Genomic DNA, 13,701 nt, shown 5'->3' with positions numbered 1-13,701 from the left:
GCGATCAATGCAGGCCGAAGTCCGCGCGAGTGGTCTTGCCCTTGTCGTCGATGCCCTTGGCGTCGAGCCGGGCCGGCTTGATCGCGACCCGCTTGTCGTCCAGCTTGCCACGCAGCCAGTCCTGCACGGCGGCGGCGCGGCGCTCGGCCAGCGCGCGCATCGCGGCGGCGTCCGTGTTCACGTGGGTTTCCAGCAGGCTGCGCATCTCGTCCGGTTCCAGCGATTTGCTGAGCCCGAGGATGTTCCTGGGCTTTTCGAAGTCGACGTGCCGATAGGCGCGCCGCAGATAGTGTTCGTATTCGTCCGGCGTCACGGTCACCTCCGCCAGCACCGCCGCCGAGGCGTCTGCGGCGACATCGTCACCTGACTCCCTGGCCAGCTTCTCGCGGCGGATCTGGTCATCCACGGTCACCTTGCGCAAACCGGCTTCGTCCAGCGACGGATCCACCCGGCCGCTGATGTCCAGGGTGAGCGCGGGCTTGCGGCTGAGCATCTGCACGATCTGTCCCAGGCGCTCCCTGGCGGGGGCATCCAGCACCGCCGAGCCGGGGGCGAACTCGACATGACCAAGATCCTCGTGGCCACCACCGAACGCGGCGGCGAGCAGGCGGAACGGTGCGGTGGCTGCCTTGGCGATGAGGTTGCCGAAGGCGCGCATGATCATGCCGCCGAGGCTGAACTGCGGATCATCCAGCGAACCGGATACCGGCACGTTCACGTCGATATTGCCCTGGGAATCCTTCAGCAGTGCCACCGCCAGCTTCACCGGCAGGTGCGACACGCCGGGGCTGTTCGCGCGCTCGCCGAAGGTCAGCTGGGTGATGAAGAGGTGGTTGTCCGCGTTGAGCCTGCCCTGGTCCAGCAGGTAGTGCACGTCGGCGGTCAGCTTGCCCCTGGTGATGGGGTAGCCGGTGTACTTGCCGGAATAGGTGCTGAGCCGGGTCAGTTCGATGTCGGTCGCCTTGCCCTTGATGTCGAGGAAGGCCACCGGCAGCAGCGGGTTGATGCTGCCACTGATGTCGACCGGCGAGGCATCGTCCAGTTTCGCCTGCGCCACGAGTTCGGCGGGCGGCTCGCCGGCGGTGGTGCCAAACGCGCCGATCCTGCCGCCGAGGCTGGTGAGGTTGGCGGTGTAGTTCGGCTTGATGAAGTTGTCGGTGTAGTTGAGCTGGCCATTGGCCAGGGTAACCTCACCGATGCGGATGTCGGCGGCGGGCGCCGAGGCTGCGCTGGACGCCGGTTGCGGCGCCGCCGGCGTGTTGCTCGCGGCGCGGGTCACCGACACCGGCGCCTGCTCGCCGTTGGCGATCACGTCGGACAGATTCAGGCGTCCGTTGCTGTTGACGATGACACGCGCGTAGAACGCATCCAGCACCAGAGCGCCCAGATGCACGCGCGGCATGCCGCTGCCGTAGCGCAGGTCGATGCGCGTGCCGCGCAGCGAACGCCAGCGCATGAAGTCGTCGCCGGTGACTTTGTCCTGCATGCGCACGCGCTCGAACGCGGCGTCACCCATGTAGTCGAAGCGCGGCTCGGACCGGCGGCCGTCGTAATGCAGCCTGCCGTCGCTGCTGAGACGGGCGCTGGTGACATCCACGTTCAGCGGCACGCTGGCGTAGGGCACGAAACCGGCGATGTCCAGTCGTTTGGTGATCAGCTGCAGGTCGGCGACTGCGGGCAGCGGTTGCAGCGTGCCGGCGGCGGCGAAATTGCCTCTGCCGATGCGACCCTCCAGCTTGATCCGACGTGGCTGGTCGAGCTTGTCGCTGAGCGCTTCGACATTGCCGTTGAGCGCCTCGATGAGCAGCGGCGTCGGCCTGGCGCCATTGATGCTGCGATCGGTGAGGCGCAGCGAGCCCTGTTCGACGCCAAGATGGGCGATGCTCCAGCGCCAGGCCGGACCTTCGTCACCGCTGGCGGGTACGGAGTGCTTGCTGGCAAACAGGCTGGTCAGGTTGATCCGGTCGTCGCGCTCGCGCACGGCGTCGACCTGCAGGCCGTTCGCCGTGACCTTGCCCAGTTGCGCGTTGCGGGTGGCCAGATCGAGCCGGGTGATACCGGCATCCAGTTGGCGCCATGCCACCGGGGTCGCCAGCCCGCTGGCCTGCGGCTCCAGCGCGAAGTCGCTGATGCCGAGTTGGGCCGGTTCGATGTGCACATTGAATGCCTTGCCCCAGTCCAGTCGCAGCTGGCCGCTGGCGTCGAGCTTGCCTTTCGCGATGCGCGCCGCCGTGGCGGATGCGGCCAGCGCCTGCAGCGGCACGAGCGACACCTGTTTCAGTTCGAGTGCACCGGCATAGTGGCTGGCGGCGAGGTCGACGTCGCCGCGTGCACCGAGGCTGCCGCCGGCGAGCCGGCCGCTCAGCTCGAGCTTGGCGGCCGGCCCGGCGAGCGTGCCCAGGCCGAGCAGGCTGCCCTGCAGCCGGGTCAGCTGCAGCTTGGCCTGGCTGGCGTCGGCGTAGGTGAGCGCGCTGTCCTGCAGCGTGAGCGCGCTGATGCGCAGGTCGGTCGGCGGCGCCTTGTCAGCCTTGCTGGCCGCAGGCGACATCAGCGTGTCGAAGTTGTCGTGGCCCTCGGCACGCCGGGTGTAGAACAACGCGGCCCGTTCCAGCCGCATTGCGCCAAAATGGTAGCGCGAGGCCAGCGGTTGCACGTCGGTCAGTTCGAAGTTGCTGCGTCCCAGCCTGGCGATGGGTTCGCCCCTGCTGCTGTCGAGCGCGAGGTCGTCAACTTGCAGCTTGCCGGTGAGTTGCAGTTGCGGCGTCGGCTGCGTCTGCACGAAGTGCAGGGACAGCTTGCCGCTGAGCATGCCCTCGGGAATGGCCACCGGCATCGTCGCCGGTACGTAGCCCAGGTAGCGCGGCAGGTCGAGCCGGTCGAGCTGGAAGCCGATGGTCGACTCGCGGCTGCTGGCGAACGGCTTGGTCTGGCCGTCGATGCGCAGCGGACTGCCGTCCATCGTCATGGCCAGCAGCGGCTGCACGAAGATGTCGGTGGAGCTGGGCAGGTTGGCCAGGAACGGGATGCCCAGTTCGAGCTTCTCGACGCGATGCCGCGCGCCCAGCAGGCGGTCGTCGAAGCGGACGTCGCCGCCATGGACGCTGATGTTGGAGAGCGAGAAACGCGCCGGCTGGCTGTCCGGCGGCGCCGGCTTGGCAGTGAAGCGCTCGACCAGGTCGCTGAAGTTGAAGCGCTGGTTCCTGCCTCGCGTGATGGCGATTCGTGGCTGATCGAGTCGCAGTTCGTCCAGTACCGGAGCCAGGCGGAACAGCGAGCTCCACGAGGCGTTGAGCGTGAGCTGGTCGATGTCGACGAACGGGGTTTCTCCGTCTGCCTCGGGAAGGTGCAGCTTGCCGAACCGCAGGTTCAGCGTGAATGGATTGAAGCGCACCTGGCCGAGACTCAGCGGCCGACCCAGCACCTCCGCGGAATGGTGCTGCAGGTAGCTGCGCAGTAGCGGCGGAACGGCAAGAAAGCCGAGCAGGGCGTAGACCAGCAGCACGGCCGCGAGGATGGCGGCGATGCGGCGAGCGCGGGACGAGTGGCTCAGCTGCCGTGCACGCGTTCGTGCGGAATCCCACGCTGCACGCAGGGAGGTACGCAGCCGCGACAAGCTCGACCCGGACATACCGACCCCCCGAAGACACTGAATGGCTTGATCCGACCCGACGCGTTCGACGCGGGAGGGCCGATGACGAAATCTACCGCTACCGCGATTTGCAGGGGATGCCGCCCGCGACTTTCAGTCTGGTCGCGAGCGGTCATGCCCCGGAGTTTCGGGACGGCCGACTGGCTGCCCTCCCGAAGCTCAATGCCAGGAACAGACGACCTTGCCGCAGCTGCCGGCGTCCATCAGGTCGAAGCCCTTCTGGAAGTCGTCGATGTGGATCTGGTGGGTCAGCACCTTCTGCAGCGGGAAGCCGGTCAGCACCATCTGGGTCATCTTGTACCAGGTCTCGTACATCTTCCGGCCATAGATGCCCTGCAGGGTGAGGCCCTTGAAGATCACCTTGTCCCAGTCGATGCCGGCGCCGCGCGGCATGATGCCGAGCATGGCGACCTTGCCGCCGTGGTACATGCAGTCGAGCATGTCGTTGAACGCGCGCGGGTTGCCGCTCATTTCCAGGCCCACGTCGAAGCCCTCCATGTGCAGGTCCTTCATCACGTCCTTGAGCGACTGGTTGGTGACGTTGACCACGCGGGTCGCACCCATGTCGGCGGCCAGCTTCAGGCGGTAGTCGTTGACGTCGGTGACCACCACGTTGCGCGCGCCGATGTGCTTGGCGATGCCGGCGGCGATGATGCCGATCGGGCCGGCGCCGGTGATCAGCACGTCCTCGCCGATCATGTCGAATTCCAGCGCGCAGTGCGCCGCGTTGCCGTACGGATCGAAGAACGCGGCCAGCTCGGACGGGATCTGGTCCGGGATGGGCCACAGGTTGGACGCCGGCATGCTCATGTATTCGGCGAACGCGCCGTTGCGATTCACGCCGATGCCGATGGTGTTCGGGCACAGGTGCGGGCGGCCGCCACGGCAATTGCGGCAGTGGCCGCAGACGATGTGGCCTTCGGCGGAGACGCGATCACCGACCTTGTAGCCGGTCACGCCCGGGCCGATTTCGGCGATGCACCCCACGAATTCATGGCCGATGGTGAGGCCGGGCTTGATCGTGCGCTGGCTCCACTCGTCCCACTTGTAGATGTGCAGGTCGGTGCCGCAGATCGCGGTCTTCTCGATCTTGATCAGCACTTCGTTGGGGCCGACCACGGGCATCGTCACCTCTTCCATCCAGATGCCCTGTTCGGGCTTGCGCTTGACCAGGGCTTTCATCGTCTGCGACATGGGGAATCCATCGGTTGGCCCGCGCGGCGGGCAGGGAAGCGGCAATTATAGAGCGATCGCAGGCAGCCCCGAAGGCAGCGGCGCGACGGGACGGGCTGTGACAGGCGGTCCCACCCTGCCGAAAGTCACTACCGGTGGGCGACGGGTTTGCGGCATAAAGGTCGGCCGAATCGCAAGAAAATGCGATTCGGCCCCCTTTCCCCCTTTCTCCGAGGAGTGCTCCATGCGTCGTGTCCTGCTTGCTGCCGCGCTGACCGCCGGTCTTGCCGGTACCGCCCGTGCCGTCGAAGGCATGTGGCAGCCCGCCCAGTTGCCGAAAATCGCCGCCACGCTGAAACAGCATGGACTGAAGCTGGACCCGGCCAGCCTGACCGATCTGACCGCCTATCCGATGGGTGCGATCGTGAGCCTGGGCGGCTGCACCGCTTCCTTCGTCTCGCCCCAAGGCCTGGTGGTGAGCAACCATCACTGCGTCTACGGCGCGCTGCAGCTGAACTCCACGCCGGAAAACAACCTGATCGAGAAGGGTTTCCTGGCGAAGACGCAAGCCGACGAACTCTCCGCCGGCCCCACCTCGAGGATCTTCGTCACCGAGGAAATCCGTGACGTCACGAAGCAGGTCAATGCGAATCTCACCGATGCGATGAGCGGCGCCGAGCGCTACAAGGCGATCGAGCTGGCGATCAAGGAACAGGTCCAGGCCTGCGAAAGCGAAGGCTACCGCTGCGACGTCTACACCTTCCACGGCGGCTACAGCTACCAGTTGATCAGGCAGCTGGAGATCAAGGACGTGCGCCTGGTCTACGCGCCGCCGGATTCCATCGGCAAGTTCGGCGGCGACGTCGACAACTGGATGTGGCCGCGCCACACCGGCGACTTCGGTTACCTGCGCGCCTACGTCTCGAAGGACGGCAAGTCGGCCGCCTTCTCGAAGGACAACGTGCCGTATCAGCCCAGGCACGTGCTCAAGGTGAACCCGCAGGGCGTGGAAGCGGGCGACTACGTGATGGTGGCCGGCTACCCCGGCCGCACCAACCGCTACCGCCTCGCCGACGAGGTGCAGAGCTCGATCGACTGGATGTACCCGACGCAGATCAAGGTCTACGAGGACACGCTGGACATCATCAATACTGCCGGCAAGGCTGACCCCAAAGTGGCGGTGAAGTACGCCAGCATGGTCGCCGGCCTCAACAACTACCTGAAGAACTTCGGCGGCCAGCTCGAAGGCCTGCGTCGTGCCGATGCGGTCGAGGTCAAGCGCAACCAGGAGGCGGCGCTGGAAACCTGGCTGAAGCAGCAGGGCGGCGCGGAAAACGCCGCGCTGGCGGCGGACATCGGCAAGCTGCGCCAGCAGATCGCCGCCAACCAGGCCACCCGCGATCGCGACCTGGCCATCGGCCTGGTGACCCGCGCGTCGCTGTTCAGCACGGCGGTGCGCCTGACCCATCTGGCGAAGGAACGGCCGAAGGCCGACCTCGAACGCGATGCCGGTTACCAGCAGCGCGACTGGGTGCGCATCGAAGGCGGCCTGAAGCAGATGGATCGCCGCTACGATCCGGGCGTCGACCAGCAGTTCATGGTCTACGGCCTCACGCGCTACGTGGCCTTGCCGCAGGCGCAGCGTCTGCCTGCGCTCGACGCCTGGCTGGGTGGTGCGAAGACCGAAGCCCAGCTCAGGCAGAAGGTTGCCGCGCTGTATGCCGGCAGCAAGCTCGGCAATGTCGACGAGCGCATGAAGTGGTTCGCTGCCGACAGCAAGGCGATCGACGCCAGCAGCGACAGCATGCTCAAGCTCGCCCGCGCGGTGCAGCCGCAGCTGAAGGCACTGGAAGACGAAGGTGATGCCCGCGACGGCGAGATGAGCAAGCTGCGCCCGCGCTACATGCAGGCGATGATCGCGTGGAAGGATTCGCAGAAGCTGCCGGTCTACCCTGATGCGAACAGCTCGCTGCGGGTCACCTTCGGCAACGTGCAGGGCGTGGCGCCCCGTGATGGCGTCAGCTACGCGCCGTTCACCACCGCCCAGGGCATCGTCGAGAAGTACACCGGCGCCGAACCGTTCGACGCGCCGAAGGCCGAACTCGATGCGATCAAGGCCAAGGCGTTCGACAGCTATGCCTCGCCGAAGCTGGGCACGCTGCCGGTGAACTTCCTGGCCGACCTGGACATCACCGGCGGCAACTCCGGTTCGCCGGCGATGGACGCGAACGGCCAGCTGGTCGGCCTGGCGTTCGACGGCAACTGGGAATCGGTGAGCGGTGACTGGCTGTTCAATCCCGAGCTCAACCGCTCGATCCAGGTCGACGTGCGCTACATGCTGTGGGTGATGCATCACCTCGACCACGCCGACAACCTGCTGAAGGAAATGGGCGTGCCGGCGAAGTAACCCGCTGGTTTGCGCAAGTACCGGGCCCGCGTCATCGACGCGGGCCTTTGCGTTGCGGCAACCTCTAAACTAGCGCCATGCCCGTCGATCACCGCCCCCTCGCCATCTTCCTGATGGGCCCCACCGCCTCCGGCAAGACTGCGCTGGCGTGCGAACTGAGCGAGCGTTTCCCGCTGGATCTGGTCAGCGTGGATTCGGCCCTGGTCTACCGCGGCATGGATATCGGCACGGCCAAACCCGACCCGGCGACGCTGGCGCGCCACCCCCACGCACTGGTCGACATCCGTGATCCCGCCCAGCCGTACTCGGCCGCGGATTTTCGCGCCGATGCGGTGCCGGTGATGGAGCGGATCAGCGCGCAGGGCCGGGTGCCCCTGCTGGTCGGCGGCACCGGGCTGTATTTCCGCGCGTTGCAGTCGGGCCTGTCCGACCTGCCCGAGGCCGACCCGGCCACGCGGGCGCGGCTGGGTGCCGAGGCGGCGCAGTCCGGCTGGCCGGCGCTGCATGCGCGGCTGGCCCAGGTCGATCCGGTCGCGGCAAGCCGCATCGACAGCAACGACACGCAGCGCCTGCAGCGTGCGCTGGAAGTGTTCGAGCTGACCGGCCGTCCATTGTCCGAGTTGCAGCAGGGCGGGGCGGGCGCGGTGTTCCCGTGGCGGGTGCTGAAGATCGCCCTGCTGCCGGTCGATCGGCAGCGGCTGCACCAGCGCATTGCGCACCGTTTCGACGACATGCTGGCCGACGGCTTTCTCGACGAGGTGCGCGCGTTGCGTGCCCGGGGCGATCTCGATGCCGACCTGCCGGCGATCCGCGCCGTCGGCTATCGGCAGGCGTGGGAACACCTGGATGGCCTCAGCAATGCCGCAGAGTTCCGCGACCGGGCCATCTTCGCCACCCGCCAGCTGGCCAAGCGCCAGATCACCTGGCTGCGCAGCGACTACGGCGCACGCCTGTTCGAGCCCGATCAGGCCGGCATGGCGACGCGCGTTGCCGGCGCGGTGCAGCTGTTTGTCGACAGCCCGGGAGAATCCGTGCCGCCAATGTGACGGCACGCACTTGCGGGGCGCAAAAATCTTCTTTCATCAAGCATTTGAAAGCAGTTAACATCGAGTCATGTTGGGCCGGGGCGCCACTGGCGTTTTTTCTCCGGTCTGTTTGGTGCAAGGGGAGAACAAGAAATGTCCAAGGGGCAATCGTTGCAGGATCCATTTTTGAATGCGCTGCGGCGCGAACGGGTGCCGGTGGCCATCTATCTGGTCAACGGCATCAAGCTGCAGGGGACCGTCGAGTCGTTCGACCAGTTCGTGGTGCTGCTGCGCAACCAGGTCAGCCAGATGGTCTACAAGCACGCCATCTCCACCGTGGTGCCCAGTCGCAACGTGCGCATCGGCAATGGTCATGACGGCCACGATGGCCACGACCATCCGGCAGATGCCTCGGGCGGCGCCGACGCTGACGCTTGATACCGCGGCGGTCAGCCCGCATGAAGAAGGTTTGCTCCCGAAGGATCACGCCCACTCGTGTTTGACCGTCAAAAGAAAGGCGATCGTGCCGTCCTCGTCCTGCCGCATTCGCGTGGCGAGGGCGACACGGCACGCCGTGCGGAGGAGTTCGCCGAACTGGTGAAGTCCGCCGGCGCCGAGGTGCTCGCCGTGATCAGCGCCCGCGTCGAAGATCCCAACCCCCGTTACTACATCGGCAGCGGCAAGGCCAACGAGGTCGCCGAGGCGGCGCGAGCGCTGGACGCCGACCTGGTGCTGGTCGACCACCTGCTGACCCCGGTGCAGGAGCGCAACCTCGAAAAGCACCTGGGCGTGCGCGTGGTCGACCGCGCCGGGCTGATCCTCGACATCTTCGCCCAGCGCGCCCGTTCGCACGAAGGCAAGCTGGAAGTGGAACTGGCCCAGTTGAAGCACCTGGCCACCCGCCTGGTGCGTGGCTGGACCCATCTGGACGCCCAGCGCGGCGGCGCCATCGGCAACCGCGGTCCCGGCGAAACCCAGCTGGAAACCGACCGCCGCCTGCTCGGCGAGCGGGTCAAGCAGCTCACCAAACGCCTGGAAAAGGTCCAGGTCCAGCGCGGCCAGCAGCGCCGTGCGCGCATGCGCAACACGGTGCCGCGGGTGGCCCTGGTCGGTTACACCAACGCCGGCAAGTCGACCCTGTTCAACGCGCTGACCACCGGCGACGTGTTCGCCGCCGACCTGCTGTTCGCCACGCTCGACCCGACCGTGCGCAAGCTGGAGGACCTCAGCTGCGGACCCGCGGTGATCGCGGACACGGTGGGCTTCATCCGCGAGTTGCCGCATGACCTGGTGGCCGCCTTCCGCGCCACCCTGGCCGAGGCTCGCGACGCCGACCTGCTGCTGCACGTCAGCGACGCCGCCGACGAGGAGCGCGAGCGGCTGCACCGGGTGGTCGACAACGTGCTGGAGGAAATCGACGCTGGTGACGTGCCGCAACTGCGGGTGATGAACAAGATCGACCTGGCCGGCGCCGAGCCGCGGATCGAACGCGATGCCAGCGGCAAGCCGGTGCGGGTCTGGTTGTCCGCCGCCACCGGCGTCGGCCTCGACCTGCTGCGCCAGGCGCTGGGCGAGCTGCTGGGCGGCGAGCGGGTGCGCTCGCCGCTGCACCTGCCGCTGTCGGCCGGGCGCCTGCACGCCCGGCTCAAGGCGGCGGGCGCGATCAGCGGCGAGTCGATCGACGAACATGGCTGGCAGCTGCACATCGACGCCCCGCGCAGTGTCATCGCCCCGCTTGGCGGCGGCGATCCGGTCGAGGCGAAACTGCTGCAGGAGCTGCTGGCCGTGGCGGAATGACGCCGTTCCCGGCGCGCGGCGGCAGGCGCGCTCTGATAGAATCCCCGATGTTTGCGCGGCCGCGAAGGGCGGCTCGCACAGGATTTTCGACAGCCTCGGCTGAATCTCAATGCAACCCGGTGCAACACGTGTTTCGACCGTGGTTGCCGGCCCCCGGACGTCCCCAAAGGAGACCGACTCGTGGCATGGAATGAACCCGGCAACAACGGGCAAAAAGATCCGTGGAACAGGAATCGCCAGGGCGGCAAGTCGCCGGTGGATGACCTGCTGAACAAGGCCCGGAACCGCGTCGGCAAGATGGGGCAGGGGCCGGGCAGCATCCTCACCGGCGTCGTGGTGCTGCTGGTGGTCGGCCTGCTGTTCAGCAGCTACACCATCATCGGCGCGCGCCAGCAGGGCGTGGTGCTGCGGTTCGGCCAGTATTCGCGCACCCTGGCGCCGGGCTTCCACCTGAAGCTGCCGCAGCCGATCGAGTCGGTGAACAAGGTCGAGGCCACCCGCATCCGCTCGGTGACCGACAAGGTGGCCATGCTGACCCGCGACGAGAACATCATCACGATCGACTTCACCGTGCAGTACCAGGTGGACGACTCGCGCAAATACCTGTTCTCGCTGAACGATCCCGACGGCACCATCAGCGCCGCGGCCGAGGCCGCCGTGCGCTCGGTGATCGGCGGCAGCGACATGGACCAGATCCTGTCGGCCGCCGGCGCCAGCCTGGTCGCCCAGGCGCAGCAGGCGCTGCAGAAGACGCTGGACAGCTACGACTCCGGCCTGCGCGTCACCGAGGTCAGCTTCCAGAACGTGGCGCCGCCGAACGAGGTGAAGGACGCCTTCGACGACGTCAACAACGCCCGCGAAGACAAGCAGAGCATCGAGAACGGCGCCCTGGCCTACGCCAGCAAGGTGGTGCCGGTGGCCCGCGGCGACGCCGCCCGCATCGCGGCCGAAGCGGCCGGCTACAAGGCCGAGCGCATCGCCCGCGCCCAGGGTGACGCGGCGCGCTTCGACCTGCTGCTGAAGGAATACAAGGCCGCGCCGGAAGTGACCCGCAAGCGGCTGTGGCTGGAAACGATGGAACAGGTGATGGCGAAGAACCCGAAGGTGATCGACGGCTCCGGCGGTCGCAACATCATCAACCTGCCGACGCTGCAGGGCGGCGCCACGACCACGTCGCCCGACTCGGCGGTGGTGGGCACGGTGGTCGCACCCGCCACCGGCGATGCGGCCAGCAAGGGGGCGCAGCCATGATGAAGATGGGCTCCATCGTCCTAGCCGTGCTGATCGCCCTGCTCGGCATCAACAGCATGTTCGTGGTCAGCGAGGGGCACAGCGCCCTGTTGCTGCAGTTCGGCCGCATCGTGCGCACCGACTACCAGCCCGGCCTGCATTTCAAGCTGCCGGTGATCCAGCAGGTGATGAACTTCGACAAGCGCATCCTGTCGCTGGACGCGCCGCCGGAGCGTTACTTCACCTCCGAGAAGAAGAGCGTCAACGTCGACTTCTACGTGAAGTGGCGCGTCGCCGACAACGCCGCCTACTACCGCGCCACCGGCGGCGACCAGCTGCAGGCCGCGCAGCGGCTGACCCCGATCGTGAAGGACGCGCTGCGCTTCGAGTTCAACGCCCGCACCTTGCCCGACCTGATCTCCGGCGGCCGCAAGGACATCACCGAGCGCGTGCGCGCCCAGACCGACGCGTCGGCGCGCAAGAACCTCGGCATCGCCGTGGTCGACGTGCGCATCAAGCGCATCGACCTGCCCAACGAGGTCAGCGAATCGGTGTACAAGCGCATGCGTGCCGAGCGCCTGCAGCTGGCCAACGAACTGCGCTTCACCGGCCAGGAATCGGCCGAGACGATCCAGGCCGACGCCGACCGCCAGGGCCAGGTGCTGCGCGCCGATGCCCAGCGCGATGCGGCCAAGGTCCGCGGCGAAGGCGACGCCCAGGCGGCCACCATCTACGCGCAGGCCTACAACCAGGACCCGGAGTTCTTCAGCTTCTACCGCAGCCTGTCGGCGTACCGCAGTTCGTTCGAGGACGGCAAGGGCGTGATGATCCTGAAGCCCGACGACGAGTTCCTGCGCTACTTCGAACAGTCCAGCTCCAAGCGCTGAGTTTTTCAGCCTCTGAGCCCGGCCAGGGACGGCCGGTCGCGGATCGGTCATGCAAGTGACCGCACCGGTGCTGCTGCAGATTTTTCATTGATACGCGCGGCCCATCCCGGCGGCGCAAAACCTGATCGAAACCTCCCGGAGTAATGCAATGGGCAAGTCAGTAGTCATCCTCGGAGCCCAGTGGGGCGACGAAGGCAAGGGCAAGATCGTCGACCTGCTGACCGAGCGGGTCAGTGCGGTGGCGCGCTTCCAGGGCGGCCACAACGCCGGTCACACGCTGGTGATCAAGGGCAAGAAGACCGTGCTGCACCTGATCCCCTCGGGCATCCTGCGCGACGACGCGCTGTGCCTGATCGGCAACGGCGTGGTGCTGTCCCCCGAGGCGCTGATCCAGGAAATCGCCGAGCTCGAGGCCAACGGCGTCGAAGTGCGCTCGCGCCTCAAGATCAGCCCGGCCACGCCGCTGATCATGCCGTACCACATCGCGGTGGACAAAGCGCGCGAGATCGCCGCCGGCGGCAAGGCCATCGGCACCACCGGCCGCGGCATCGGCCCGGCCTACGAGGACAAGGTCGCCCGCCGCAGCGTGCGCGTGGCCGATCTGATGTACCCGCACGAGCTGCCGGCGCTGATCAAGACCGCGGTCGACTACCACAACTTCATCCTCACCCAGTGGCTGAAGGTCGAGCCGGTCGACTACCAGAAGGTTCTCGACGACGCGCTGGCCTGGGGCGAATACATCCGCCCGCTGGTCGACGACGTCGCCACCATCCTGCATGACGTGCGCGCCGAAGGCGGCAACATCCTGTACGAGGGCGCCCAGGGCGCGCTGCTCGACATCGACCACGGCACCTATCCCTACGTCACCTCGTCCAACACCACCATCGGCGGCGCGCTGGCCGGCACCGGCGTGGGCGCACGCGACATCGACTACGTGCTGGGCATCTGCAAGGCCTACGCCACCCGCGTCGGCAGCGGCCCGTTCCCCACCGAACTGCACGACGAGATGGGCGAGCGCCTGCGCAAGGTCGGCAACGAATTCGGCGCCAGCACCGGCCGCCCGCGCCGCTGCGGCTGGATCGACCTGGTCGCGCTGAAGCGCGCCACCCAGATCAACGGCATCAACGGCCTGGCCATCACCAAGCTCGACGTGCTCGACGGCCTGGAAACCATCAAGGTCTGCATTGCCTACGAATACCGGGGCAAGCGCCGCGAACTGGCCCCGCTCGACGCCGACGGCTGGGACGAGTGCAAGCCGGTCTACCTGGAATTCCCCGGCTGGCAGGAATCCACCGCCGGCATCCGCGAATGGAACAAGCTGCCGCCGGCAGCGCGTGCGTACCTGCGCGCCGTCGAGGAGCTGTCGGGCTGCAAGCTGGCCCTGGTCGCTACTGGTGCCGATCGTGATGACACGATCAGCCTGGATGATCCGTTCGCCTGAGGCAGGTCATGCAGCGATTTGTTGAAAAAGGCCCGTGAGGGCCTTTTTCATTTCGACTTCAGTGGAGGCTGGCGCCGACCGTGTTGCCGCGC

Annotated in this window: 9 protein-coding genes; 7 read left to right on the top strand and 2 right to left on the bottom strand. The window is 67.1% G+C overall.

Going from position 1 to position 13,701, the window contains the following annotated elements; translation table 11 throughout:
• Positions 1 to 4: 4 nt before the first annotated feature.
• Positions 5 to 3,628 carry a DUF748 domain-containing protein gene (locus ABNK63_RS09100; RefSeq protein WP_350015441.1) on the bottom strand — a complete coding sequence of 1,208 codons (3,624 nt, stop codon included), beginning with the start codon at positions 3,626 to 3,628 and terminating at the stop codon, positions 5 to 7.
• Between the two features lie 180 nt (positions 3,629 to 3,808).
• Complete coding sequence (tdh, locus tag ABNK63_RS09095) at positions 3,809 to 4,843, bottom strand: L-threonine 3-dehydrogenase (RefSeq protein ID WP_350015440.1); 1,035 nt, start codon at positions 4,841 to 4,843, stop codon at positions 3,809 to 3,811.
• Positions 4,844 to 5,066: 223 nt separating this feature from the next.
• On the opposite strand from tdh, the gene ABNK63_RS09090 reads away from it, so the two are divergent.
• From ABNK63_RS09090 to ABNK63_RS09060, 7 genes are all read left to right on the top strand, one after another.
• Complete coding sequence (locus ABNK63_RS09090; RefSeq protein WP_007809010.1) at positions 5,067 to 7,229, top strand: S46 family peptidase; 2,163 nt, start codon at positions 5,067 to 5,069, stop codon at positions 7,227 to 7,229.
• A 77-nt stretch (positions 7,230 to 7,306) separates the two neighbouring features.
• Positions 7,307 to 8,275, top strand: coding sequence for a tRNA (adenosine(37)-N6)-dimethylallyltransferase MiaA (gene miaA, locus ABNK63_RS09085; protein WP_350015439.1), 969 nt, complete (start codon positions 7,307 to 7,309; stop codon positions 8,273 to 8,275).
• A gap of 132 nt (positions 8,276 to 8,407) precedes the next feature.
• A complete protein-coding gene (hfq, locus tag ABNK63_RS09080) occupies positions 8,408 to 8,692 on the top strand; it encodes an RNA chaperone Hfq (RefSeq protein ID WP_007809007.1) in 285 nt (94 codons plus the stop codon).
• Between the two features lie 57 nt (positions 8,693 to 8,749).
• Positions 8,750 to 10,051, top strand: a complete 1,302-nt coding sequence (gene hflX, locus ABNK63_RS09075) for a ribosome rescue GTPase HflX (protein ID WP_007809005.1) — start codon at positions 8,750 to 8,752, stop codon at positions 10,049 to 10,051.
• Between the two features lie 180 nt (positions 10,052 to 10,231).
• On the top strand, positions 10,232 to 11,302 hold the full coding sequence (gene hflK, locus ABNK63_RS09070; protein ID WP_007809003.1) for an FtsH protease activity modulator HflK: 1,071 nt from the start codon (positions 10,232 to 10,234) through the stop codon (positions 11,300 to 11,302).
• A complete protein-coding gene (hflC, locus tag ABNK63_RS09065) occupies positions 11,299 to 12,168 on the top strand; it encodes a protease modulator HflC (protein WP_157582257.1) in 870 nt (289 codons plus the stop codon). The genes hflK and hflC overlap by 4 nt, the downstream gene beginning before the upstream one ends.
• Positions 12,169 to 12,316: 148 nt before the next feature.
• On the top strand, positions 12,317 to 13,609 hold the full coding sequence (locus ABNK63_RS09060) for an adenylosuccinate synthase (RefSeq protein WP_007808999.1): 1,293 nt from the start codon (positions 12,317 to 12,319) through the stop codon (positions 13,607 to 13,609).
• The last annotated feature ends 92 nt before the right edge of the window (positions 13,610 to 13,701 follow it).

The sequence above is a fragment of the Rhodanobacter sp. IGA1.0 genome (assembly GCF_040208325.1).
In the GTDB taxonomy this organism is placed as follows: domain Bacteria; phylum Pseudomonadota; class Gammaproteobacteria; order Xanthomonadales; family Rhodanobacteraceae; genus Rhodanobacter; species Rhodanobacter spathiphylli.
Note: the sequence above shows the minus strand (reverse complement) of the source record. Positions and strands in the feature narration are given on the sequence as shown.